The sequence below is a fragment of the Variovorax sp. PCZ-1 genome (genome assembly GCF_018413605.1).
Classification (GTDB): domain Bacteria; phylum Pseudomonadota; class Gammaproteobacteria; order Burkholderiales; family Burkholderiaceae_C; genus JANMDU01.
Genome location: NZ_JAHCDN010000001.1, coordinates 811,777 through 836,501, shown reverse-complemented (window position 1 = coordinate 836,501; position 24,725 = coordinate 811,777). Strand labels below are relative to the sequence as shown.

Genomic DNA, 24,725 nt, shown 5'->3' with positions numbered 1-24,725 from the left:
GGATCAAATGTCTAATTGCTCTCTATTTGATAGCTGCCTGCGCAGATTTTACGCCGTCAATCTGCCAAAAAACCTATTGATTGCGGTTCTCAAAAGGCAGGTTGATGGGCATCGCGCTGGGCTTCTCCCCTTGCTTCATTTGAGCCTGCGCTGCAACTGGCTCAGCAGCAGGCTCAGGTGTGGCAGGCGCTTGATTTGCAAACAAGGCAATGATGGCGGCGATGATTAACATGGTGATTTCTTTCCAAGAGTGTGAATAAAAACTCAGCGTGCCTTGAGCTGCTCGCGAAGAATACGCCCCACTTGGGCGGGTTCATCCAGCTGCACATAATGGCCAGCGCCAGACAAGAGATGCAGGCTACCCACGGTAAACAAGCGATTGAATTCAACAGCCACATCAGAATTCAAGTAAGGATCATCTGCGCCGAAGATGGTGTGAACTGGCTTTTTGAATTTCTGCATGCGCTGCACATTGGCCTGCCGCGCTTCCAACTCTTGCCAAAGCACAGAGGTGGAGCTGAAAAATGCGGGACGAATATGAATCGCGCCATGCGTGACGATGGGCAGGTACTTATCGCGAGCCTGGGAATTGCTGAAAAACTTGCTGAGTTGATCCGCGACGCCCCCTTGAAAATTCGTGCCTGACTTCATCGAACCCCACACCGCCGCCCTTTGAAGCAAGCTGGGTGTGGAGAAAAACTGAATGGCCTCGGGTGCTTTCAAAGTGGGCATGGGGGAGTAGTAGGTATTGAGCAAGACGAGTGCAGCGGTTTGCGCTTCGTTATCCAGCGCCCAATCAATACCCGCTTGGCCGGATAAATCATGAAGCATGGGCACGACACTTTTCAGGCCGAGTTGCGATACCACAGCATCCAGATCTGCGCGCTGACTCGCAACGTTGTACAGATGCGCGGCCGGCTTATCCGATTGACCCCAGCCGAGGAAATCAAAAGTGATCACGTGAAATTGGCCAGAGAGCTGGGGCACGAGCGCGTCATACAAATGCCCGTTGTCTGGGAAGCCATGCATCATCACGATACTGGGCGCTTTGCCTTTATTAACCGTGCCAAACTCACGCACATAGAGGCGGTAGCCATCTGGCCGAGCAAGCATCTGCGCTTGATTGGGCTGCTCTGAATTGAATTGCGTGATGTAGCTGTCGTAAATAGGCTGCGTTTTTTGCTCCGTAGATGGGCTTGCGCAGCCGGTCAAGACCATGATCAGGCTGATGCTGAGGAGAATTTTTATCATGACAGACGCATCCAGGTTTGATTGCGGAAGAAGGGACCGATGTAGCCGCGCACTTGCAGCTTTTTGCCACCCTCTTGCAATTGCAGCCGCAGCTTAAATATCTTGCCTTTATCGGGATCCAAGATTTCGCCGCCTTCCCAAATTTGCGTATCGCTCGTAACTTTCATTTGACGGATGATTTCCATGCCAATCAAGGGCTTGTCTTTGCGGTCATCAGGGCAGAGCGTGCAAAGCAATACGACGCCCGCGGGTGTGGGCAGCAGGCTGCGCTCGATGCGGCCAGTCAGCACCCCCGCCGCCTCAGTGATGCGAATTTCAGCGCGGGGTTTGCCGCTAGCGTCGTCAATGGATTGCCACAGGCCTACTGGGCTGGCGGTATTGGCTTGCGCCAGAATCGGTAAGCTAACGGCCCACAAAAATGGAATGACCATGAATTTCAGCATAGGAATCTCCTTGAATATTTACCAGGGGTCAGATGAATGCACGGGTTTGGCGAATAGCCCCATCAGTGACGTGCGATATGGCTGAGTGAGTAGCTTGCGCGTCAGCAATACATGGCCCAACACAGCAAAGCTCACTAAAGCGGTGGGCAGCAATGAATAAGGGAAATACAGCACCCAACTATTGATATGCTTTGCATCAGAGCCAAAGGCATGCAGATTGGGTGAAGTCAACGCAGCCAGAATGCCAATGGCGAGCAGACAGAAAATCCCCAGCAAATTCCAAAGCCAAATGGTGCGCAACGGCAAACTCCAGGTCCAAGCGCAGTAGATGGAGATCAAGAGTGCGCCCAAGCCAGTGAGTACATCCAGGTTGTAGCCCAGCATGGAGAATTCCATCGGCATGATGCCAAGATACGCCGCACGCAACATCAGCAGCTCCAAAGGAAAGCGGAAAATTTGCAGCGCCACCAGCGTCTCTACAGGCACTGTGCGCACGAGTCGGTCGCCCGCACTGCCTACATAACCCATGCCAAAGGCGAAGGCCAGCCCGATACTGAGTGCGGTCAGAACTGCAAACGGCGGCGGCAATATATCTAAGCGGCTGAATACGCCCAGCCAGTCGCCCGCCAGATTAGCCAGCAAGATCATCGCTAGAACCAAAGCCCCCCAAATAGCAGCTCGCTGGTGCGCCGTGCGCAAAACTGCCAACCAAGCCCAGGACATCGCGGCCACAAGCAGCAGCATGCCGCCAGCCGTGATGGCATCAAACCTGGGCGGGCTATAGTGATGAGTGGCATTGAAGTCGTCATGACACACTCAAGCGCTGAAATTCACGCCATCACGTTTCATTTGCCGCAGCACGGTGATCACAATGATGTGCCCCACGATCAGCATGGGCACCCAAAACGACGGGATCCAATATGCGCCGCCCATGAAATCGGCCGCGCTGTAAAGCCGCGAGAGCACCACAGCCATCGCGAAATCAGCAATACCCACGATACTGAACAGCCACGTCATGGGTATCGCCCAAGCGCTTTTGCGCTGAATCAAGCACGCAGCCATGAAGGCCAAGACTGCTGATAAAAAATCCCCTGCAGCCGCAGGAACAGCAAACTGCTTCGGCATGGCTGAGGATGTCACACCCGTGGTCAGAAACATCAAGCCCAGATGCCGCATGCTGTGCAGCAACAAAATCGGTATCAACACCACACTCGGCTTGAGCTGTGGCAGCACAGGCCTGAGGATCCAGCGATAAGCTGCCACGAAAATCAACAAGCTAAAGAAAATGTTTATCAGCAATGTGTTCATGGTCTGTTGAAGTGATGAGTTGAACGTGAACTCATCGTAGGCGCGCATCGCTTGCTTGCCTAGGCAGCAGTGAGTAAGATCAGAACTAACCTATGGTTAGTAATCTGAATCACCCATCTGCCATGAAACGTTTGAAATGAAAAGCTTAAAGGGCATCAGTAGTTTCGTCGCTGTCGCCAGTAGCGGTAGCTTTGCTGCGGCTGCAAAGTTACAAGGCGTCAGTGCTGTGGCTGTGAGCAAGAATGTGGCCACACTGGAGCGGCAATTGGCTGTGCGCCTGTTTCAGCGCACCACGCGCAAGCTCAGCCTCACCCCTGAGGGAAACACCTTTTATAAGCAGTGCCTGGGGCCGCTGCGTGAGCTGGAGGCTGCGCAGGCCGTCATTGAAAAGAGCAGCAAAGCACTGTCTGGCCTCGTGCGCGTGACCTGTGCTGCGCCTTTTGCCACGGGCTATGTGCTGCCCATCGTGCAGCAGTTTCATGCCAAGAATCCACGTGTCCAAATCGAGCTTCATATGGACGACAGCGTGACCGATATGGTGGCTCAGGGCTACGATGTGGGCATTCGTGTGGGGCGCATGAAGAGCAGCAGCTTGGTCGCGCGGCCCATTGCGCCTTTGCCTTTTGTGGTGTGCGCCAGCCCTGATTATTTGCGGCTACGTGGCGAGCCTGCTTCTCTGGAAGACTTGGCTGAACACAATTGCCTGCGCCTCTCGCGCATCGGTAGCCGTGAGCCGATGCCCTGGTTTTTAAAGGGATTGGATGCCAAGCTAGATACCGAGATTCGCGGCAACCTCACGCTGAATGATTTCTCTGCGCTTCAAACCGCTGCCATGCAAGGCGCTGGCTTGGCTTGCATTCCTTTGCCACTGGCCATGCCCAGCATTCGCCAAGGCCGCCTGCTGCCACTGCTGCAGAAGCACATCAGCACCGAACTCGTGGTGTATCTCTACTACCTCAATCGCAAAAATCTGCCGATGCGTACGCGCAGCTTCGTAGACTACGTGCTTGCTGCTTTGGAAAAAGAAAAAGATCTGCAGACATCGCCTGCACAATTGCTGGCCCCCTACATTTCGACTGGAAAAAATCTGTGAGTGACTCACCTCAAATCAAGTGGACTCAAAACGATGAGCCGCACACCGCGCATTGGCATAGCGAGCGAGGTTTGCCTGCGCCTTCAAAAGTGCAGCTGGCCGACGACACTCTGGCTGCGGATGCGGCGATGAAGCTGGCTCAGAGTGATGCAGGCTTGCTTTGGAATGGGGATTTTCAGAATGCGCGGCATTTGATTCAGGCGCTGGATCGGCGCTTGGCTAAACGCTCGCCCTCAAAGCCTTCTGCTAAACAAACACTCACCGAAGCTTTTCTCACGCAGCGAAACGCGCAAGCGCAACGCGCGAAGATTTTGGGGAGTGTGCTGATACCTCTGCAATCGGATTACTCGATTGCTTTGCGGCGCGCGCCAGATGTGCGCATTGCTTGCGAGCAGGCATGGGGGAAATCCGAAGATAAAGAGCGCCATGTGTGCAGCCTGCGAGAGTTGCTGGGCATCATCAGCGCGTTTGAATGGCGCAAGAAGGGTGTGGAAGTGCCCGTTTTAGGTACAGATCGCTCGGGACAGCCATTGCGGATTCATGCGCATTACGCTGTGTTTTCTCCTGTGCGTGGGGAGTATTTGGCTTTGGTTGCGAAAGCACCGCTCCCCAAAGGCTCTCCAGCTGAAATGATGGCTTGGGACGTGGGTTCGGGCACAGGCGTGATTGCAGCGCTGCTGGCCTCGCGCGGCGTGGGCAAAGTTGTCGCTACCGATGTTTCGCAGCGCGCGCTGGTTTGCGCGAGTGAAAACTTAAAGCGCTTGCAGCAATCCTCCGGTCGTACGGGTAAGGCCGTGGAAGTGCTCAAGGCGAATTTATTCCCAGATATAGCGACTCATCCTAAAGCCAAGCTGATCGTCTGCAACCCGCCTTGGCTGCCCGCCCCGGTGGGCTCAGCGCTGGAAAGCGCGGTGTATGACGAAGGTAGCCAGATGCTGCTGGGGTTTTTGAAAGGCGTTGGGCAGCGGCTAGAGAGCGGCGGCGAGGCTTGGCTGATTTTGTCTGATTTGGCAGAACGCCTTGGGCTACGCAGCCGTGATGAGCTGATGCAGGCTATTTCCTCAGCTGGCCTCAAAGTCATTGATCGAATGGATACGCAACCGCTGCACCCCAAAGCGCAAGACAAGAGCGATCCGCTGCACGCCGCGCGCTCGCGTGAAGTGACTTCGCTTTGGCGCTTGGCAGTGGCCTGATCACTCGTAGCCGTACTTGCGCGTTGCCTTAGCCGCAGGCCTAGATTTTTGCTCCTTTTTTCGGAGCATATAAAGATACAAGCTCTCCACTTTCTCGCGTGCCCAAGGCGTTTTACGCAGGAATTTCAGACTGGACGACACGCTCGGATCGCTCGCAAAGCAGCGGATATTGATGCGCTGCGCCAAACCTGGCCAGCCGTAATGCGCCTCGAGTTCGGTCACGATGGTTTCAAGCGTGATGCCATGCAGGGGATTGCGCGCCTGCGGCACGGGTATTGATGTTGGGGCAGGCGCTTCGCTCATGAGCGTATTTTGCAGCATGCGCAAGAGCGCTAGCTTGAATCGCTATGATGGCTGGCTATTCAACAAGAAGGGCTGATCATGAATCGAATGCGCGGCTGGGGTTTTCTGCTGGCGATCGGCGTGCCACTGCTGATTTTTTTCAGCTGGTCACGATTGGGCTCGCAAACTTCGCGTATCAATCTTGAGCGTTATGAAAATCAAGGGCCTGGCGACAGCTTGCAGATGTTGTCTGCACACTTCAAGAAAACACGCCAACTGCCCGTCGCGGGTAACTTCACTCTGCCGCCGATCCCACCTAAGAGCGGCATTAAGGCTTGGAGTGTGCAGCCCGATGGCGTTTTCAAGATCGAGATCGACGCCAAAATTGATGGCCAAGCGGTCGTACTGCTGCATGTGCCAGTTGTCGGTAAAAACGGCGTGATTTATGACTGTGTGAGCACGGTCAGTAGGGCCTATGTGCGTAAATTCTGCCTAGAAGAGAGTGTGAAATCTGTTGCCGATATTCCTGCGCAACTGCAGGCCAACACCGTCGCTTTAAACAACTTGCCGCCGGTGATCGCGGCCACAGGTGAAGTCCTTGCCTCAGGTGTGCTGACCGGCAGCGCTTTTGTAGCGCAGGGTGACGAAAACACCCTCAACAACTGTGGCTACAACTGCGTTAAACCCTTGAGCTGCGCCAATGAGCGGCCTTTGCTTTGCTCCAAAATCATGGATCAGAATCATGTGCGCTTTCTGGAGTTGCGCCCATCCGGCTCAAACCATCGCGCCATCAACCTGCAGAGCGAATCACTGGCGAGTCAAGCTTGCGAACAGTCTCTGGGCACAGGCTGGGCAATTGCGCGCGCAGGCGATCTAGGCGCTAAAGGCAAGGCTGCACTGTCGGGTGAGTATTGGTTGCATGATGACCGAGATAAGGAGCGCAACTGCTGGCGCAGCTGATCTATCAAATCGCCCCCGAAGTCAACCCTTAAAATACAAGGCCTTGCGTATATAGAAAGCTCTCCGTGGATATCACCCTGCTGATCAAAGCCGCCATCATGGGCATCGTGGAGGGGCTCACGGAGTTTTTACCCATTTCTTCAACCGGCCATCTGATTTTGGCAGGTAGCTTGCTGGGCTTTACCGATGAGAAGGCCAAGGTGTTTGATATTGCAATTCAAACCGGGGCGATTTTTGCGGTGATCTTGGTCTATTGGCAGAAGATTCGTACCACCTTGGTCGCCTTACCGACTGAGAAGCAAGCGCAACAATTTTCATTGAATGTGTTGATCGCCTTCGTGCCTGCGGTCGTTATGGGGCTGCTGTTTGGCAAAGCCGTGAAAGAGCATTTGTTCACACCAGTCGTCGTGGCCAGCACCTTCATCATTGGCGGTTTCATTATTTTGTGGGCTGAAAAACGGCAGCAAACCGCCGTGCGTGTGCAGAACGTGGATGACATGAGCTCGATGGATGCCATCAAGGTGGGCCTAGTGCAATGCTTGGCCTTGATTCCGGGCACCAGCCGCAGCGGCGCAACGATCATCGGCGGCATGCTGCTGGGGCTCTCGCGCAAAGCGGCTACAGATTTTTCTTTCTTCCTCGCCATGCCTACACTCATTGGCGCGGGCGCATACAGCCTCTACAAAGAGCGTGCTTTGCTGTCCATGGCTGATGTGCCCATGTTCGCAGTTGGCCTCGTTTTCAGCTTCATCAGTGCCTGGCTGTGCGTGCGCTGGCTGCTGCGCTATATCTCCACAAACAATTTTGTGCCCTTTGCGTGGTATCGCATTGTGTTTGGCATCGTCGTACTCGTCACGGCTTACACGGGATGGGTGAAATGGGCGGCCTGATCGCGGCTGGCTTGCTTTCATTTCAAGATGCTACTGACTAGAAGTTATATGGATTAGGGTTTCTACTAATAAAGTGTCTTGCTTTTCGGTGAAAAGGTGCCGTTTTATGTTGCAGCGCAGCAATTACAGACGTACGATCCCCCTCCCTTCATTCTGAAAGCATTTATGCAAGTACAAGACACGGTGGCAGAGAGTGCACCTTCACAGAAATTCTCTGCCGCCCTCATGCTGGCCGCCTTGGGTGTGGTGTATGGCGATATCGGCACCTCTCCTCTCTATGCCTTCAAAGAATCCATCAGTACCGCGCATGGCGTGGTGCAAAACAAGGAGAGTATTCTGGGCATTCTCTCGCTGATCGTCTGGACGCTGACCTTTATCGTGACGATCAAATATGTGTGGCTCGTTCTGCGAGCGAATCATCATGGCGAAGGCGGTGTGCTGTCGTTACAAGCGATGGCCAAGCAATGTGTAGCAGGCATGAGCCCTGCTTGGATGAGCATGGTAGGCATGATCGGCTTGGTGGGTGCCACCATGTTTTATGGCGATGCACTCATCACCCCAGCCATCTCTGTGCTCTCGGCAATTGAAGGACTCGAGGTGGCCACACCTGCATTGAAGCCGTATGTGCTGCCGATCACTTTGGTGATCATTGTGCTTCTGTTTGCCTTCCAGTTTCATGGCACAGCGAAGGTAGGAAAATTATTTGGGCCGATTGTGATCGTCTGGTTTGCGACGCTAGGCGCTTTGGGCGCATACCACATCGCCCAGTATCCGCAGATACTCGCAGCGCTCAATCCTTGGTATGGCATGCAGTATGTCATCAACAACCCAGGTATCAGCTTCGTGGTGCTCGGTTCGGTGTTTTTGGCTGTGACGGGCGCGGAAGCTTTGTATGCAGACATGGGGCACTTTGGCGCCAAAGCCGTGCGCCTAGCTTGGCTCTTCGTCGCGATGCCTGGTTTGGTGATCAATTATTTTGGCCAAGGTGCTTTGGTCTTGGCTAACCCTGAGGCAGCGGGCAGCCCGCTCTTCATGATGGTACCCACTGATTGGGTGATTCCGCTGGTGATTCTGGCAGCCGCCGCCACGGTGATTGCTTCGCAAGCGACGATTGCAGGTGCGTACTCCATGACTGTGCAAGCGATGGGCATGGGCTATTTGCCTCGCATGAAAGTTGTACAGACCTCCAGCGATGTGCGCGGGCAGGTGTATTTGCCACTGATCAATTGGCTGATGCTGGCTGGCGTGTTGGCGCTGGTCGTCGGTTTCAAATCCTCTTCTGCGCTGGCTTCGGCTTATGGTATTGCCATCACGGTAACGATGCTTTGCACCACCATGCTTTTTGGTATCGTGGCGTATAAGCAATGGAAATGGCCATTGCTGCCTACTCTTGCACTGCTTGCATTGATGCTTGCTCTGGAAATCATTTTCTTCGCATCGAACATGACGAAGCTTTGGGCGGGCGGTTGGGTCACTTTGTTGATTTCTGCACTGTTGATTTTCGTGATGAGTACCTGGGCACGCGGACAAAAAGCCAAGCACGCTGCAGCGACGCAAGATGCTCTGCCTCTGACCGATTTTGTCAAGAGTTTGGTGGAAGGCGATGTCCATCGCGTGCAGGGCACTGCGGTCTATCTCACCGCCGATGCTGATACCGTGCCGCATGCGCTTCTGCATAACCTCAAACACAATCAAGTGCTGCACAAAAAAGTGGTAGTGCTGGAGATTCACCCTTCAGATTTACCACGCGTGCCTGTGGCAAACAGTCTTGCGGTCGAGCAGATCGCACCAGATTTCTGGCGCGTGAAAGCGCAGGTCGGTTTTATGGAAACCGTCCATGCTGGCAAAATCATGGCTTTGTTCAGCTACCGACATTCTGTTGACGTGAACGACATGAACACTTCTTACTTCATTTCAAGAACCCAAGCTGTTGATGGCACTTCCCAAGGATGGTGGCCAGGACAATTCAAGGTTCTGCGCTTCATGCAACGTAACGCCAGTCGCGCAGCGAGCTATTTCAATTTGCCGGATAACCACACGGTGGAATTTGGCCGGAGCACATGAGTTTTTTGAAGCCTCTTGATACTGCAAAAGCAACGGGATCAACACCCGCTCATTCGCCTTGGCGAATGAGCGTGGCGCCGATGATGGACTGGACGGACAGGCATTGCCGCTATTTCCATCGCCTGCTCACAAAGAACACCCTGCTCTACACCGAGATGGTGACCACCGGCGCGCTGCTGCATGGCGATGTGCCGCGCCATTTGGATTTCAATGATGAAGAGCATCCTGTTGCGCTCCAGCTCGGTGGCAGCGAGCCGGAAGATTTGGCCAAGGCAGCGAAGCTGGGCGAGCAGTGGGGTTATGACGAAATAAACTTGAATTGCGGCTGCCCGAGTGAGCGCGTGCAGCGCGGTGCATTTGGCGCTTGCTTGATGAATGAGGCGGCGCTCGTTGCCGATGGTGTGAAGGCGATGCTGGATGCGGTGAGCATTCCCGTCACGGTGAAGCATCGCATTGGTATTGATAAGACTGAGAGCTACGATTTCGTGCGCGATTTTGTGGGCACGGTGGCAGATGCGGGCTGCAAGGTGTTTCTTGTGCATGCGCGCAATGCGTGGCTCAAAGGTTTGTCACCCAAGGAGAACCGCGATATTCCGCCGCTGCGTTACGAGATGGTGTATCGGTTGAAGCGTGAGTTTCCTGATCTCACGATTTGCATCAATGGCGGGATCACGACAACTGAACAAGTCAATGGACACTTGAAGCATGTAGACGGCGTGATGATTGGCCGCGAGGCTTATCACAACCCGTATTGGATGGCTTCTTGGGATCGTGAGTTTTACGGTGATACATCTTCACAAGCGCCTTCGCGCGAAGAAGTCGAAGCGCAAATGTGCGATTACATGGCACGCCGCAAAGAGCAATATGACACCGCTTGGCATTCCGTCGCCCGCCACATGCTCGGCCTGCGCCACGGCCAAGCAGGTTCGCGCGGCTGGCGGCAGGTGTGGAGCGATCATCGGCTCAAGGGTGAATCTGCGCATGCGGTGAGTGAACTCGCTCAGCAACGGCTTCCCATTGAAATTCGCTGACTGCTCAACCCCGTTCGGGCTGAGCCTGTCGAAGCCTTATGCCCCTTCGACAAGCTCAGGGTGAACGGAGAGGGTTTCCATCATGCAGCCCTCAAGAGCTTGAGCATCAAATCAATCCGCGCTTTCACAGCGGATAAGGCGCTCACATCGTGAACACCGCCCCAAGCGCAGCGACTTGCCACAATCACTTCAACGCCTTTTGGCTGCGCTTCATTTAAGGCGCTCTGCAAGGATTCACTTACCGTGCCATTACCCGTTCCGGCTACAACAATGCCACACAGCGGGTCTTGCGATGTAGCTTCAGCAAGCAAGGCGCGTACGATGCTTCCCGTCGCCTGCGCGTGATTCAACACGATCTCCACGCGCGGCCATGCGATCTTTGCTACAGACGTATTCACTATCAAATCTATAGCTGCTTGCGCAGATTCTATGCGGTCGATATGCCGTTTTTCATCTAAAAATGATTGAAAAACTGGCTTCCACAGCACCTGATCACCCACCACCTGCGCCACCACACCCGGCTCACCCAAAGCGACATCCCCGCTAGAAAACGCATTCAGCGCGTAGGTGTGAACCTTCTGCACAGTCTTGGCGCTATGCACATCGCCTGCGCACACAGAAAGCACGCCACGCGCATGTGAGTCTCCCGCTACCAGCACAGCATCCCGCAGATTGCGCGGCCCATCCGCCTCACTGCTCGTCGCTGGCCGCATCGCGCAGGTCAGCACCACCGGCTTAGCTTGCAGCTCAATAGGAATCACGCGATGCAGAAAATACGCCGTCTCCTCCAGAGTATCCGTGCCGTGCGTGATCACTATTGCCCTCACCTCAGGCTGCGCAAGATGATGCACGCAGCTCTGAGCCAGCCGCCGCATCGTGTCGAAATCCATGTCCTTGCTATCGAGCTGCGCTAGCTGCTCGCTCACCAGCTCACGGCCTTGCAAAGCCTCCTGCAGCCCCGGCACAGACTGCAACAGCGAAGTAATCCCAATCTGCGCAGCGGTGTAACCCGTGTGGTCGCTGCTGCTCGCAGCTGTGCCAGCAATCGTGCCGCCAGTCCCAAGTACGACGATTTTCTCGGTCATAAAAATATTTTCAAAAATACTTGCACAAGCCAAAAAACTGGGCTAATATCCAGTTACTGGATGCGCAATCAGGCTGTTTTCAATCGCAGTTGCCAGCAGCGTGATGCGTACCCAGCAACTTGAATTCACAGGAGTTTGCCATGTTCGATAGCCCTAAGCTTACCGCTCGCCAGCAACAGATTCTCACCCTCATTCAAACCACGATTGAGAAAACCGGCTCGCCCCCCACGCGCGCCGAAATCGCTGCCGAGTTCGGCTTCAAATCAGCCAATGCCGCTGAAGAGCATCTGCAAGCCCTGCATCGCAAAGGCGCCATCGAGCTCCTGCAAGGCACCTCGCGCGGCATCCGCCTGCGCGGCGAAACGCTCCGCGCCATTAACGAAACGCGCAACAAGCAATTCGGCCTGCCTCTGCAAAGCCTTATGCAGCTCGCCCTGCCCTTGGTCGGCCGCGTCGCCGCCGGCTCACCCATACTCGCGCAAGAGCACATTGACCAGACGTATTACGTCGAGCCCAGCATGTTTCCCACCAAGCCCGATTACTTGCTCAAAGTGCGCGGCATGAGCATGCGCGATATCGGCATCATGGATGGCGATTTGCTCGCCGTGCAATCCACCAAAGATGCCCGCAACGGTCAAATTGTCGTCGCCCGCATTGGTGATGATGTGACAGTGAAGCGCTTCCAGCGCAACAAAAACATCATCGAGCTGCACCCCGAAAACCCAGATTTCAAAACCATCATCGTCGAGCCCGGCGAACCCTTTGAAATCGAAGGCTTGGCTGTTGGCCTGATCCGCAACTCCTTCACGCACTAAGGGCAGCACATCATGTTCAGCCAATTGTTGTTGCCCCTGCAAGGCGTTGTCGATTTTTTCTCGCCCCCTGTGCCAAGTCCCTCGTTTTCTAGCGCAGTGATCGGCGCACAGCCCCGCTTGGCCAAATCACCTGCTTTTCCCAGCATCGCAAGGCCAGCCAGCCAGCAACAAAAAATTCAAGCCGCTGGCATCCGCATGGTTGGCAAAGATCTGATGGGCACGATGGCCACTGGCGGCCTCACAGCCGCCCAAATCCTGCGCTCCCGCCGCGCCCAAGACGGCCGCATCGTCATCTCCGGCCGTATGCGTGATGTTTGCGCCGAGTTAGATCGTCTGTGCGACGAACCTGCTTGAAGTTTAAGCTACTATTAATTTAATAGCACTCTGCGCAGATTCTATGCCGGCGACATGCCGGTTTTTCTTTAAATTCTGGTCTTAGAAGCCTTAATCCCGCTTATCAAGTATTTCTAGACTAGGAGCTGCAACGACGCATGGGAACGATTTAGAAGTGGGATGGCATATCAGCACCGCAGTTCCAGCAGCTCTCAAACCCGCCTTCAATCCGCTCACCGCAAGCTTGGCAGACCCAGTTGCGCTGCGGTGTACGTTGAATCTCCACCAAGATCAATTTAGCGCGATCAAACTGGGCATCGTCTTGCACCCAAATCTCTGGCAAGCACTGATCTGGCGGTAGATCACCCGCCGCGCCATTCAAAAAATAGCGCTGCATATTCGCATCAATCCCCTGATCACGCAGCATGTCTACCCAGAGCTGAGCAATCGCAATATTGGGCGCTTGGCCGATTCTTTTCATAGCGTCAGGATAACATTCAACGCAGCTAGTGCCTCTCGTTCGGCTGAGCTTGTCGAAGCCTTGACCCTTCGACAAGCTCAGGGCGAACAGCCAGATGCAAGCTGCACTGAGATAACATCACCTCCATGAATCTCTACATCATCACCGGCGCATCACGCGGCATGGGTCTCGCACTCGCCCAGCAGCTCATCCTCCCCGGCAACGCTCTGCTCTGCATCTCCCGTAAGACCAATGACACGCTAGCCTCGCTCGCTGAAGAGCAGCAAGTCCCCCTCACGCAGTGGGCAGAAGATTTGAACGATGCTGCGCCTGTGGCCAAGCAGCTCAAAGCATGGCTAGCCAAACAGCCCTTGGCTTACGACAGCGCTACCTTGGTCAACAACGCTGGCGTCATCCCGCAAATCGCCCCGCTCTCAGACGTACCCGCCCACGAGATCACACGTGCCATGCGCGTCGGCATCGAAGCCCCCATGCTCCTCACCTCTGCCTTCCTTCTAGCCACAGCCAATTGGCGCATCCCCAAAAAAGTGCTCAACATCTCCAGCGGCCTAGGCCGCCGCGCCATCGCCAGCCAAGCAGGCTACTGCGCCGCCAAAGCCGCGATGGATCATTTCACCCGCTGCGTCGCCCTAGAAGAATCCATCAAGCACCACGGCGCAAAGGTCTGCTCCCTCGCCCCCGGCGTGATCGACACAGACATGCAAGTCCAACTCCGCAGCGCCCCAGACACCAGCTTCCCCGACAAATCCGCCTTCGTCGGTATGAAAAATCAAGGCAGCCTCACCAGCCCGCATGAAGCCGCTGGCCGGCTGATTGCTTATCTCTCTCGCTCTGATTTTGGAAGCAATCCAGTGGCTGATGTACGAGATGTAGCTTGATGTAGCTAATGAATTCAAAATTTTGTCACTTGTGCGGCCTATAGCATCTAACCGTTTTTGAGAATTAAATCTCGCTGCCACCACCTAGGAAGTGCCAATGAGCCTCCATTAAACATGTGGCGGTTCAAGCTTCTGAATCTTTAACTTTGTTAGGAGCTCATCTGTCAGCAGCGAGAAGCTCTGCGACTCTGACAGCAACCATGCCAATACTTCCTTGACTTGCGCAGACCGCGAGCGGAGTGTTAAGAAATGATAGTCTGCTTGCGCTAACACTGCGATTGGATAAGGTGCAATCAACTGACCTGTTCGCAAGTGCTCAGCCACGAGTGCTAAGCGCCCCATGGCTACTCCCTCACCGGCTAAAGCCGCTCCGACAGCGAGCTGCGCCATATTGAAGGATTTACCCAGCTCTTGATTCATTTTCGCGACACCAACTGCGGCAAGCCACTCATGCCAGTCCGAGGCCTCTTCACCATCAAACCAAGGCCGCGAGTCATGCAACAAATACCGACCAGCGAGGTGACTGAGCTTGCGCAGGCGTGGGTTAGCCTGGAGAAAAGCTGGGCTAGCCACTGGGACAAGCCACTCATTCAACACTTTGGTGCAGACCAATCCGGGATAGTCACCATTGTCGTAGCGGATCGCAGCATAGGCTTTTCCATTTGACATTTTGAATCTGTTCAGACGATGAAATTCACCAAACACCTGCACGTCTGTGGAATGCAGATCTTTGCGGAGTTTGGATAGTCTAGGCCCCAGCCATTGCATAGCAAATGAAGGCGAGCAACTCAACGTGATGGCCCGATTCCCACTAGGTTGCGCCAGATCCAAAAGAGCAAGCCGTACATTCTCAAACGCTTCCATCATGACAGGTGCTAGGCAACGCCCTTCAGCCGTTAGCGAGATGGGTTTCGCTGAACGATCAAACAGGCTGAGTCCAAGCGCCTCCTCCAAGCACTTGACCTGCTGGCTGATCGCACCTGAGGTCACCGCCAGCTCATCAGATGCTTTCGCAAAAGAGCCCTGCCGAGCAACCGCTTCAAAAGCACGCAGCCAAGTCAGCATCGCAGAAGTAAGTTTGGTATTTGAACCCATGTTGCAATCGCCGTGAATGTTTAGTTTAACTAATCTTGCTGTAAGCAGACTGATTTGTCAAAACTCAATGGCGAAGGAATACTCGTCATCATTTTCAACACATCTTCAAAAGCATATGCCCACACCAACATTCGCTGTCCATAGCGCTCTCGCATTAAAACGCCCAATTTTTTGGAGCAATCCAATCCACAACGGAATAGCCCCTGCGCACTACGAGCCTCTTGTTGCCGCTGCGATTGAGCGTCTACACCGCTTTGCGCCCCTCTTGGCCGCCTCCTTTGACACACTCAAGCCTCATGGCGGTCATATCTGCAGTCAATTGCTACCCGTCCTTCAACCCGAACAATTAATTTCTTCTTCAGATTTGTTGGAACATAAAGCCATTCTCATCAAAGCGGACCATATGCTGGCGGGTAGCGGCTCCATCAAAGCTCGAGGGGCAGCGAATGCAGTACTTGAAATCATGGAACAAATCGCATTAGCGAAAGGCATCAGCGACGTAACAAGAGACGCGAACTCTCATCTTCGCTCTATCTTGGCAGAACATGAAATATCAGTCGGTTCGACAGGCAACTTGGGCTTGGCGATCGGAGCATTTGCAAAGGCTCTGGGGTTCAAAGCTGTGGTTCACATGTCAGCAGAGGCAAAAGCTTGGAAAAAGGAGATGCTCAGGCAATTGGGAGCGCATGTGGTTGAGCATACGGGCGATTACACGCAGGCGCTAGCTGCAGCCCGAAACAACACACGCTCACAGAATCAACACTTCATAGATGACGAGGATTCGGAGTCCTTGCTGCTTGGCTACGCCACAGCGGCAACAGAACTGGCTAAGCAACTGGACTTCGCTGGAATTGAAGTTTCAGAGCGCAGCCCGCTTTTTGTCTATCTGCCCTGCGGTGTTGGTGGTGCACCCACTGGTATTGCTCTTGGGCTGGCGCTGCTCTTCGAGTCGAATGTGCACTGCTTCTATGCAGAGCCTATAGAAGCTCCTTGTATGATTTTGGAGATGACACGTCGAGGCACAAGCGCAGACTCTGTTCATGAGATAGGACTCAGCGGCAAAACGATAGCAGACGGCCTTGCAGTTGCAAAAGCATCCCTCTTGGCTGCTCAGCTCAGCAGAACAATCATGGCTGGTGGTTACACCGTATCCGATGAAACCATGCTCAACGACCTGCGAAAAGCCCATCAAACACAAAACCTGCAGCTTGAGCCATCTGCTGCAGCTGGCATTGATGGTGTAAGGCAGCTAGCTGGCCGCTTAGGCAAGATTTACCTCGAAGAACGAGGATTGCAGGTAGAGATGGCCCACATCACGCATGTCGTATGGACTACGGGCGGCTCTATGATGCCAAAACATGAATTCCAAAACTATCTGGGACCGACTTGAAGTATTGCGCAACTCACCAGCAGTAAAACAAATCACGATCTTTAGCAATACATTTTATGAATCAGCTAAGAAGCCTAACTTCACGATAGTACCGCTGGGCTTATTCTGCTCAATAGTCAGTATGGCGCCCAGAATTTCAGCACGTTTATGCATATTCGATATCCCACGCCCCTTTGTTTGGCTGGAGTTAAAACCTACGCCATCATCGCTTATGCAAATCCAACACATGTCATCGCTAACGTCACTCTGGGCTGTGAGCACCACTTTTTTTGCCCTAGCATGCTGCATGATATTGCTGAATACCTCCAGAATGATGCGCTGAATATGCTGAATATCGCTGTACGACATCTTGCCCAATTTACGAGCAGCATCTACTTGCCAAGTTATATCAAGCTGTGCGGCACTCAACTGCGGCTGCAAGCGATGCCTCAAACTGGCTAAAACCAAGCTTAGATCTCCGTCCGTCGTATTAATAGCATCGATAGCTAGGCGCATTTCGCCCAAAGCTCTCTCGGTATGCGATTTGATTTGCTTCATGGGTGCACTGTTGTTAACTAAACTCAAAAGCCCTACCAATTGCGAGCCCACTGCATCATGAATATCTTGCATCAAACGTTCGCGCTCGCGATTAGTAGCAAGTTCTGCTTCTAAATTACGCGCCATGTTAAGTTCATGCAATGCATCACGCGTACTTAAATAGCGATACGCTACCAAGAAAAACATTGTGATGCTTAGAGTAGCAAAAGCATAATTGGTCAGTGCATGGCTTCCGAAGCCCGATTGGGAATTATCATGTACGAAATCACTGCTTCCCGCGACGATGCTTAGAACACCGCCAAATGCATACGCATATAAGATCCAATCCTTTTTCATCCAAGCATAGTACACGAGGCGGGTTGCACAAATGATAGAAATTATCAACATTGCAGCTGGTAGTGCTACAGGATAAAAACGATAGTCTCCTAGATACATACCTAGAGTGACGATAGGAATGCACAGAAACAAATATGTTTTTAAGAGTCGCTCTAGCCAGGGTAATGGTTTATCGATCAATATCTGTGAGATCCAAAACATTAAACCAGCATAAAAAACATGCAGACTCAGTTGTAAGGCATTGAACACCCACGTAGGCAAGATTGGATACTCAACCAACCACCCTAATTGTCGTAAGAAAAAACAACACTCTGCAGAAGCCGCCACCGCGTAAAATTTTTCTCGTGTGAGCAAAGCTAGGGCAATGGCAATGCCGGATACCCAAAAGCTCAAACTAACGATCACTGCGAAGACAGAATAAAGTGTTATGACTTCACCTGAGTGCTTTTTCAAAGATTGTTCACTATGTCCTATTTCGATTACGCTCAGCCCGGCTTCATTGGCCGGTTCAGCCTGAATCTCCAGTTCTATGACGTTGCCTCCAGACCGCAAGTCTTTAGCTGGTAACAAATACCAGCTTGGTTTTTGTCGATTCTGGCTGTTCTTTTTATCCCAACCTGTGGACTGCCACTGCCCACCATTGATTCGTAATCGATGACGATTACCTATATTTGCGGCTGCTAAGCCCAACCCTTTACCTTTCTCTTGCAGTTGTTTAACCGACTCAGCATCCAAGGGAAAATCCAACTTGACATGCATTACACCCCGCTGCCTCACAAAGACTCTGTCCCAACGCCAAGGTAGCTGCTGAATGCCTAATGAGTGGGTTTGCGTTGGTCCGGCATCATTGGCAAATACAGTCACCTTCAGATCGGCTTGCATCACTTCGAGTGGAAGTTTTATGGGACGTGCTTCAGATGCATATGGCAGTGTTGATGAGACTGTGGACTGTGCAAACACATGGCTGGTAAACAGCAAGGCAACAAAGCTGACCAAAAAGGCGACTATTGCGCGGGTGACCAATGTCATGACCTCAATACTCCTCTGGTCTTAGCCTCAAAAATCGCTTCGGTGCGCGAGTGAACGCCAAGCTTGCTGTAACAGCGTTTGACCAATGTCTGTACTGTACTCAAGCTCACCAGCATGAGTTGCGCAGATTCTTGATAGCTGTAGCCCCGTGAGAGCAACTGCAACAACTCCGCTTCACGCGGTGCTAGTGGCTGCTCTAGCTCAAGAGATGCCGGTTGACTGGCAATCACTTGCATTCGCTCCAACAAGCGACTAGCTACCACTGGTGACAAGGGGGTACCACCCTCGTTGATAGCTTTGATAAAAACGGGTAGCTGATCATCAGTCTGAAGATCTTGCTTCAACAGATAGCCGTTGGCTCCAGCCTGAATGCTCCGAATAATATTTTTGGTGTCTTCTAAAACGGTGAGTACCAATATGTTCGTTTGCGGGTATCGCTTACGCAAGATCCCGATCAAAGTTATGCCAGAGCCATCAGGCAAACCTAAATCTACCAACCAATAATCTTGCTTCTCTTTCAAAGCATAAACACTGGCATCCGCCAAAGTTTGAAAAGACGTTATCACTGCATCCGGGAAGCCCAAGCTCAGCATACGAAGAATTTTTCTATGCATCAGTGGATCGTCTTCAACGAAAGCTGCTTTCATGACCAGATTATTGCTGAAGGAAGATCGGCATATTTTAAATTTTTGTCCCATGTTGATGGGACTGACAAAGAAGCCAATAAATGGTCTTATATGCACCCGCGCATGTGAGGTGGGAAGAGTCAAAAAAGAAGAGCTAGTCGCGTGCTTGACGAATAAGTGGCTTTTGCAAATGAGCTTTAGTCTGTTGGTGTAGCTTTAAGGGCGACTTTAATTTTATGAAATGTATTCAATTCTTGTTACGATGGTTTTTATGGTTGTTGATTAGCCTGAGCTTTGGCATGTCTGGCTACACGGTTGCTCAAACTATTTATGGCAGCGGGCGAGACGCTACGATAGGAAGTATCAATAACCAAGTATTCATATTTAATCCCAACACCGGTGCGACAACTCGCATCTGCACAACAACAACCTTCAATTTTATTTCAGCGGCTATTGCTCAATCAAACTCAAACAATGGGGTACTCTATTACTTTGAAAATAGCCTAAGCACCACCGTCTTTCCAAGGTTGAATAGTTTTGATCCAATCACATGCACCAATGGCACGCCAATCAATGTCTTACTAGATCCAGCAACGAGAAATACCATCAATAAAGCAGCATTTTGCCCCGATGGCAGGCTGTATTTGATGTCTGCTCGCTCCAACAATAATCTCTACGAAGTAAATCCTACGACAGGTGCAATTCGAAACATCAACCTTAGCCCGGCTGCTGTGTCTCCCACTGGTGGAGGCGATATCGTTTGCGATAACAACGGTAATCTATGGATGGTTTTACTAGCCGCCAGCAATGCTGAGTATGCTTTGTTTCGAGTAGATGCCAGCACAGGCTTCGCTACGCTCCCAAACAACAGCATAATACCGCTAAACTTAATCGGTGGCTTGGGTTTGCCGGTTACAACTCCTTCACCAATTCCGACAGGATTAGTTGTTGGCTCGACGGGTGCCCCCGGTTGCGCTCCCAGTCCTGCTGTGTGTCTGCTCATGAGTACGAATCCAGTACTAAACGCTTATGCAATCAACACTACCAACGGTCTCCCAACTTTGATTGGTACTACGTCAGGCAATTCCATGACTGACCTTGCAAGAAATTTTCCCATTGATGTCAGCGTCGTTAAAACTGCAACCCCAACCTCAGTTAAGCCTGGGGAAACAGTGACTTATTTTATTAATGTGTCCAATACTGGCGCAGGTACTGCAAGCCCAGTTAGTGTTGTTGATACGTTCCCAGGCGGTGTGTATTCCGCATTGAACTGGGTATGCGGCGTGACCAATGCCGGAAGTGCGAACCTTGTCACGACTGGCTGCTCTACCGCCAGTGGCTCCGGTAACATCAGCCAGACAGTCTCTTTGTCCATTAATGGTGCAATAAGATACACCGTGACAGCCGTGCTCAATTCATCCACCACCGGCACGCTGACCAATGTTGCCTCGGCTCAGACTTCTTCCAATTACACAGATTCTGTGCCTAGCAACGGCACTTCAACCATCACGGTGCCAATATCACGGCCGAGGGCAGCTCTGAGCGTTACAAAGAGCAATGGCACAACCACCTTGGTGGCAGGATCGACGACAAACTACACCGTGACATTTGCCAATGGCGGGCCTGATGCCGCCAACGGCGCTATCGTGCAGGACTCACCTTCGAATGGCTTGAGCAATTGCACAGTAGTGAACTGCACTTCAACTGGGGCAGCGAGTTGCCCAGCTGTTTTGAACAATATTTTCGCCCCCAGCTCGACGACGCTACCGAGTTTCCCAGCGATGACTTCCGTAACAATGATCATCAGATGCGGGGTAGGTGCAGCAGGTTTATGAGCTTGAAATAGTAGATTTTTTTCAAGCTTAGCTGATTAGAGATGAATTGTAAGGGAGAGAGTGAGAGACCGCCAAATTCGCGTTGATTAGGCACGGTTTTGGGCAGATTGAGACCGCTCAAAAGCTAACTTAATTCTCGTAAAGGACTTAACTGGTTGCTATTAACGTTAGTGCATAAATGCTCGATCAACAACATTTCATACTATGGGCGCTCTTGCTGGGTGCCTATATTCCTTTGTTGTTTTACGCATTGTTTGAGTTTGTTCGCTGCCGAGCTCGTTGGGCCGGTGAAGTGTTTTTGTATGCTTCCGCTTCTGCAGCCTACATACTGACTGCATCAGGCTTCGCAGCATCACTGCCATCTTTAACATCTTGGTTTTCTAATGCCTCATACGTGCTGTGGTATCCGTCGGGCGTTGCCATTTCCTTGGTTGTTGCTATCGGGGCGATCGGTGTGCGAAATTGGCTGGGGATCAAAATGCGTGATCGGGTAGCCAACATAGTGCTTTTAGGAATCGTATATATCAGTGCCGGAGGAGGCTTACTTGTCCTGGCTTTTGAGCCGATTTATCAACAATGCTTGGCACTAGGTAAAATGCATCTAGCAACACCAGTAGCATGGCTGACACCGCTTGCGCTGAGCTTGGGTATCTTGGGTCTCGTAGTGACGTCCGTCATGAGCGCACGTGCTGCTGTACTAGGTGACGCTGAGGCATGGCAAGGTTTTCTTTGCGGGCTATCGTGTGCTCCGGTGCACATAGCTCTTGCGCTACAAGAACTTTTCCAGATCAGTTTCGCATCAAGCTTTTGGATGATCGCAATAGTCTTAAACGTGGTAGGCATGATGATCTTACTTCGCGCGGCCATACACCGTGCACACGTTCACACCTACTTTACTAAGTTGTTAGATAGCCGTATCGAGCTCGATTTGATCACTCGTTTGCCAATTGGCGTAGCGATGGTCAAAGCGATGGAGCATATCTATGTCACTAGCCTGCGCTTCAAGCGTCGACCGGTCACAGTCATGGTTAAGCTTAGCAACACGAAAGAGATTGTCCAACAATTTGGCGAAAACGGACTCAACGAGGTATTGCTCGCGACCGTTTCGAGAATTCGTAAAATCACTTCTCCTGCTGATTTAATGGGGCGCTACTACGGCGCATGCTTTGCAGTGCAGATTTCGGGCAAAGTATCGGCTCACCAATTGTGGGATTTTGGACTGCGGCTAGCAGCGGCTACCGCCAAACCTGTCGAGCTAAAACTCGTTGCGCAGAAGGAATCTGTTCTGCCAATTGTAGGGGTTGGAATATGCTGGTGTAACGACATCCACAATTTTACAGAAGCGCTGTATGAGGCTGAGCGAGCAGCGAATGTAGCAGTTGACTTACACTCACGAGCAGCAGTCACACTTTTCCCCAATGACGAGCCAAAACCATTGGAAGCAATGTTCCGTACTATTAAACCGGCCTGAATTCAGGGTGCTTATCATTTTTTGCCTAGCACCCGCCTAACATTCAGCAAATGAAATTGGTCTTTGCTCTGATCACTCTTTGCAAAGAAAACCAGACTTAGACATAAAATATTAGCTCGCGTCCTGAAAGCCCTTGCTGCGCAACGTCACCACCATCGTATCCCGATAGCCTTTCTCACCATCTGGCTGAATCGGCGTGGTTTCGTGAATCATGCGAGCATCGTCGAGCAGCAACACACTCCAAGGCTCACTCAAGGTGAAGCGCTGCCCCACTGGGCCATCGGCTTCAAACACCCGTGTCTCGCCGCCCTTCACGCGCTCGCGCGCCACCAAGAAAACCGCCACCAAATCCACACCATCGCGATGCGCGCCCTCGGGCGTGGGGCGGCCAATGCCTCCTGCAGTGTCGATGCGAAACTGATGCACTTCGGTGAACCAAGGCTGATTGCCGCGTAAATGGCTCGATAAGCCCCCGAGCCAAGCGAGAACTGCGCGAAGCGCTACTGAAAGCGTAGCATCTTCCAAAGGCTCAAACCAACGCTCCATCCCGCCATGCAGCGCGTTGTATTCCACCGGCTGCCAATGCGCGCGATGCGGCACGGTTTGCACAGCAGTGCCAGACACCACACAACTGCCATGCCGCCGAGAGCGGTATTTGCCGCCGTCTTTCAAATAGTTGTCTGCACCCAGCCTATGCCATGAATCGTTCAGGGCTTGCAGATCATTCAAAGCACAGCCAGATAAAGCCGCCACATCTGCAGCAGGGAGTAAAGCAAAGCCTTGCTGCTTGAGCGTGGCTTGAAGATTCAGAGGATGGGTATAAGGAGGCGTGAACATGGCGCGGCTTAGAAAATGAGCTTTAAAGCAATTATCCCCGCTGCCTACTCGTCTTCCATCAAGACAAGAATTTAAGTATGAGTATTCACTGAACTGATATCACTTCACAGCAGTCTTCAGCTTCTGCTCATTGAGCCAAGGCTGCACGCCCTGCTGCCAAATCGTATCGGCCACCTTGGCATAGCCTGCCGCATTCGGATGCAGCGCATCGCTGGATGTCATATCCTTACGGCCAATCACGCCTTCCGTCACATCGGGTATTTGTCGCAACCAAGGCCGGGACTCGATCACTGCATCATGAATCCCCAGCAAATCACGCCACACAGGCATGGCAAGAGCTGCCGCTTCACTGCGCAAGCCCCCGAGCAGTACATCAATGCCCGCAGCGTGCAAGCCGTCAACGATTTTCTCGAGATTGGCCCGAATCACTGGCCCGCTCACGCCTTGCAGCGCATCGTTCGCACCAAACACCACGATCACCAATTTCGGTTTTGCTGAAATCACTTCATTCAAACGCTGCACACCCACATCGCTCGTGTTGCCAGTATTCCCAAAATTGCAGACCTTCATGCCCGCCATGCCTTCCAGCACCGCTGGGTAGCATTGATCTTGGCGCACACCCATGCCTTCGGTGAGGCTATCGCCAAATGCGACGATATGGCAGCCTAATTTTGATAAATCCACCGATGTATCCACTGCTGGCACAGAGAGCTTGCTCACGGCTGCTACAGCAGAAGAAGCCGTGGCATCCAGCTTGTAGCCCACCAAGCTCACCTGCACCCTGTCATAGCGCGTCTCGCGCCCCGGCGATTTAGAAAACACCTCACCAATACCTGGTGCAATATGGCTTTCCCAGCGCGTGCGCGCGAAGAGGCCAAACACCATCTCAGCTTCGCCCACGGTCACTTCGCCCTTATACACATCACTTGCAGACACTGCCTTACCCGTTGCCTTGAAGCGATACGTGCCCATGCGCACCTTGCAGCCATACAGCGCGGCATAGAGATAAATCGGCCGCTCAAAAGTCTGTCCCACTTCAGGCGCATCACACACGCCCCAACTGCACTGATTGGGCTTGGCTGGCGGCAACAATTGCTCCGGTGGGATGCTCGGCAAACAATCTTGCGTAGAGATCAGCGTGCCCACGGAAGACTCCATGATCTCGCCCTGATAACCAAAAGTCTCGCCCGCAAACACGGGCCGCCCCGCTTGCATGCGTGCGACGCGAATGATCTCTGGGGCTTGGCTCATTCCACTGCTCAAATACACCACGCGATTGATCCATACGCTGCCAACGTCGGGCACGGTTGCCGTTTGAGCGGCTACTTGAGCTGCAGCGAATAAGGCGAGAATGAATGCAAAAAGACTTGTTTTGATGCGCATTTGCGCAGCATGTTAGCCAAACTTACATTTAGACGCATCACCATAAATGATGAAAAGCACTGGGAAATGTGCAAATTCT

The 24,725-nt window shown here is 52.5% G+C and carries 25 protein-coding genes; 12 read left to right on the top strand and 13 right to left on the bottom strand.

Going from position 1 to position 24,725, the window contains the following annotated elements:
• Positions 1–73: 73 nt before the first annotated feature.
• The 5 genes from KIH26_RS04165 to KIH26_RS04145 are packed head-to-tail and all read right to left on the bottom strand — an operon-like array spanning position 74 to position 3,002.
• The gene (locus tag KIH26_RS04165) at positions 74–232 is read right to left on the bottom strand and encodes a hypothetical protein (RefSeq protein WP_213442759.1); all 159 of its coding nucleotides are present in this window, start codon (positions 230–232) and stop codon (positions 74–76) included.
• A 32-nt stretch (positions 233–264) separates the two neighbouring features.
• Complete coding sequence (locus KIH26_RS04160; RefSeq protein ID WP_213442757.1) at positions 265–1,251, bottom strand: alpha/beta fold hydrolase; 987 nt, start codon at positions 1,249–1,251, stop codon at positions 265–267.
• Positions 1,248–1,694, bottom strand: coding sequence for a DUF2147 domain-containing protein (locus KIH26_RS04155; RefSeq protein WP_213442755.1), 447 nt, complete (start codon positions 1,692–1,694; stop codon positions 1,248–1,250). Before KIH26_RS04155 ends, KIH26_RS04160 begins: the two co-directional genes overlap by 4 nt.
• Positions 1,695–1,712: 18 nt before the next feature.
• Positions 1,713–2,510 carry a DUF8737 domain-containing protein gene (locus KIH26_RS04150; RefSeq protein WP_213442753.1) on the bottom strand — a complete coding sequence of 266 codons (798 nt, stop codon included), beginning with the start codon at positions 2,508–2,510 and terminating at the stop codon, positions 1,713–1,715.
• Positions 2,511–3,002, bottom strand: coding sequence for a DUF8737 domain-containing protein (locus tag KIH26_RS04145; RefSeq protein ID WP_213442752.1), 492 nt, complete (start codon positions 3,000–3,002; stop codon positions 2,511–2,513).
• A 136-nt stretch (positions 3,003–3,138) separates the two neighbouring features.
• On the opposite strand from KIH26_RS04145, the gene KIH26_RS04140 reads away from it, so the two are divergent.
• The gene (locus tag KIH26_RS04140; protein WP_213442750.1) at positions 3,139–4,095 is read left to right on the top strand and encodes a LysR family transcriptional regulator; all 957 of its coding nucleotides are present in this window, start codon (positions 3,139–3,141) and stop codon (positions 4,093–4,095) included.
• Positions 4,092–5,288: a methyltransferase gene (locus tag KIH26_RS04135; protein ID WP_213442748.1), complete on the top strand. Its 1,197-nt coding sequence runs from the start codon at positions 4,092–4,094 to the stop codon at positions 5,286–5,288. The genes KIH26_RS04140 and KIH26_RS04135 overlap by 4 nt, the downstream gene beginning before the upstream one ends.
• Here KIH26_RS04135 and KIH26_RS04130 read toward each other — a convergent pair whose 3' ends face one another.
• The gene (locus KIH26_RS04130) at positions 5,289–5,591 is read right to left on the bottom strand and encodes a VF530 family protein (RefSeq protein WP_213442746.1); all 303 of its coding nucleotides are present in this window, start codon (positions 5,589–5,591) and stop codon (positions 5,289–5,291) included. It abuts the gene before it with no gap.
• 78 nt (positions 5,592–5,669) lie between these two features.
• Here KIH26_RS04130 and KIH26_RS04125 point away from each other — a divergent pair, with 78 nt between their 5' ends.
• From KIH26_RS04125 to dusA, 4 genes are all read left to right on the top strand, one after another.
• A complete protein-coding gene (locus KIH26_RS04125; protein WP_213442744.1) occupies positions 5,670–6,530 on the top strand; it encodes a hypothetical protein in 861 nt (286 codons plus the stop codon).
• 65 nt (positions 6,531–6,595) lie between these two features.
• Positions 6,596–7,420: an undecaprenyl-diphosphate phosphatase gene (locus KIH26_RS04120; protein ID WP_213442742.1), complete on the top strand. Its 825-nt coding sequence runs from the start codon at positions 6,596–6,598 to the stop codon at positions 7,418–7,420.
• A gap of 165 nt (positions 7,421–7,585) precedes the next feature.
• Positions 7,586–9,484, top strand: coding sequence for a potassium transporter Kup (locus tag KIH26_RS04115; RefSeq protein WP_249660944.1), 1,899 nt, complete (start codon positions 7,586–7,588; stop codon positions 9,482–9,484).
• Positions 9,481–10,515 (top strand): tRNA dihydrouridine(20/20a) synthase DusA, encoded by a 1,035-nt coding sequence (dusA, locus tag KIH26_RS04110; protein WP_213442740.1) that lies wholly within the window; start codon positions 9,481–9,483, stop codon positions 10,513–10,515. Before KIH26_RS04115 ends, dusA begins: the two co-directional genes overlap by 4 nt.
• 80 nt (positions 10,516–10,595) lie before the next feature.
• Here the strand turns inward: dusA and KIH26_RS04105 are convergent, their stop codons facing one another.
• Entirely contained in the window at positions 10,596–11,600 is a 1,005-nt protein-coding gene (locus KIH26_RS04105; protein ID WP_213442738.1) for an asparaginase, read from the bottom strand.
• A 140-nt stretch (positions 11,601–11,740) separates the two neighbouring features.
• Between KIH26_RS04105 and lexA the strand changes: the two genes are divergently transcribed.
• The gene (gene lexA, locus KIH26_RS04100) at positions 11,741–12,415 is read left to right on the top strand and encodes a transcriptional repressor LexA (RefSeq protein WP_213442736.1); all 675 of its coding nucleotides are present in this window, start codon (positions 11,741–11,743) and stop codon (positions 12,413–12,415) included.
• Between the two features lie 12 nt (positions 12,416–12,427).
• Entirely contained in the window at positions 12,428–12,769 is a 342-nt protein-coding gene (locus tag KIH26_RS04095) for a hypothetical protein (protein ID WP_213442734.1), read from the top strand.
• 148 nt (positions 12,770–12,917) lie between these two features.
• Here the strand turns inward: KIH26_RS04095 and KIH26_RS04090 are convergent, their stop codons facing one another.
• Positions 12,918–13,229 (bottom strand): putative signal transducing protein, encoded by a 312-nt coding sequence (locus KIH26_RS04090; protein ID WP_213442732.1) that lies wholly within the window; start codon positions 13,227–13,229, stop codon positions 12,918–12,920.
• Between the two features lie 125 nt (positions 13,230–13,354).
• Here KIH26_RS04090 and KIH26_RS04085 point away from each other — a divergent pair, with 125 nt between their 5' ends.
• Positions 13,355–14,107: an SDR family NAD(P)-dependent oxidoreductase gene (locus KIH26_RS04085; RefSeq protein WP_213442731.1), complete on the top strand. Its 753-nt coding sequence runs from the start codon at positions 13,355–13,357 to the stop codon at positions 14,105–14,107.
• A 108-nt stretch (positions 14,108–14,215) separates the two neighbouring features.
• Here KIH26_RS04085 and KIH26_RS04080 read toward each other — a convergent pair whose 3' ends face one another.
• Positions 14,216–15,202, bottom strand: a complete 987-nt coding sequence (locus KIH26_RS04080; RefSeq protein ID WP_213442729.1) for a LysR family transcriptional regulator — start codon at positions 15,200–15,202, stop codon at positions 14,216–14,218.
• 16 nt (positions 15,203–15,218) lie between these two features.
• Between KIH26_RS04080 and dsdA the strand changes: the two genes are divergently transcribed.
• The gene (gene dsdA / locus KIH26_RS04075) at positions 15,219–16,592 is read left to right on the top strand and encodes a D-serine ammonia-lyase (protein ID WP_249660943.1); all 1,374 of its coding nucleotides are present in this window, start codon (positions 15,219–15,221) and stop codon (positions 16,590–16,592) included.
• 54 nt (positions 16,593–16,646) lie between these two features.
• Here dsdA and KIH26_RS04070 read toward each other — a convergent pair whose 3' ends face one another.
• The gene (locus tag KIH26_RS04070) at positions 16,647–18,494 is read right to left on the bottom strand and encodes a sensor histidine kinase (RefSeq protein WP_213442727.1); all 1,848 of its coding nucleotides are present in this window, start codon (positions 18,492–18,494) and stop codon (positions 16,647–16,649) included.
• Positions 18,491–19,141: a response regulator gene (locus tag KIH26_RS04065; protein WP_213442725.1), complete on the bottom strand. Its 651-nt coding sequence runs from the start codon at positions 19,139–19,141 to the stop codon at positions 18,491–18,493. The genes KIH26_RS04070 and KIH26_RS04065 overlap by 4 nt, the downstream gene beginning before the upstream one ends.
• 278 nt (positions 19,142–19,419) lie before the next feature.
• On the opposite strand from KIH26_RS04065, the gene KIH26_RS04060 reads away from it, so the two are divergent.
• Both KIH26_RS04060 and KIH26_RS04055 read left to right on the top strand, forming a co-directional pair.
• Positions 19,420–20,955: a DUF6923 family protein gene (locus KIH26_RS04060; protein WP_213442723.1), complete on the top strand. Its 1,536-nt coding sequence runs from the start codon at positions 19,420–19,422 to the stop codon at positions 20,953–20,955.
• A gap of 178 nt (positions 20,956–21,133) precedes the next feature.
• Positions 21,134–22,426, top strand: coding sequence for a diguanylate cyclase domain-containing protein (locus KIH26_RS04055; protein WP_213442721.1), 1,293 nt, complete (start codon positions 21,134–21,136; stop codon positions 22,424–22,426).
• Positions 22,427–22,537: 111 nt separating this feature from the next.
• On the opposite strand, the gene KIH26_RS04050 is transcribed toward KIH26_RS04055, so the two are convergent.
• Together KIH26_RS04050 and KIH26_RS04045 are read right to left on the bottom strand one after the other, a co-directional pair.
• Positions 22,538–23,263, bottom strand: coding sequence for a 2OG-Fe dioxygenase family protein (locus tag KIH26_RS04050; RefSeq protein ID WP_213442713.1), 726 nt, complete (start codon positions 23,261–23,263; stop codon positions 22,538–22,540).
• Between the two features lie 99 nt (positions 23,264–23,362).
• Entirely contained in the window at positions 23,363–24,646 is a 1,284-nt protein-coding gene (locus tag KIH26_RS04045; RefSeq protein ID WP_213442711.1) for a GDSL-type esterase/lipase family protein, read from the bottom strand.
• Positions 24,647–24,725: the final 79 nt, after the last annotated feature.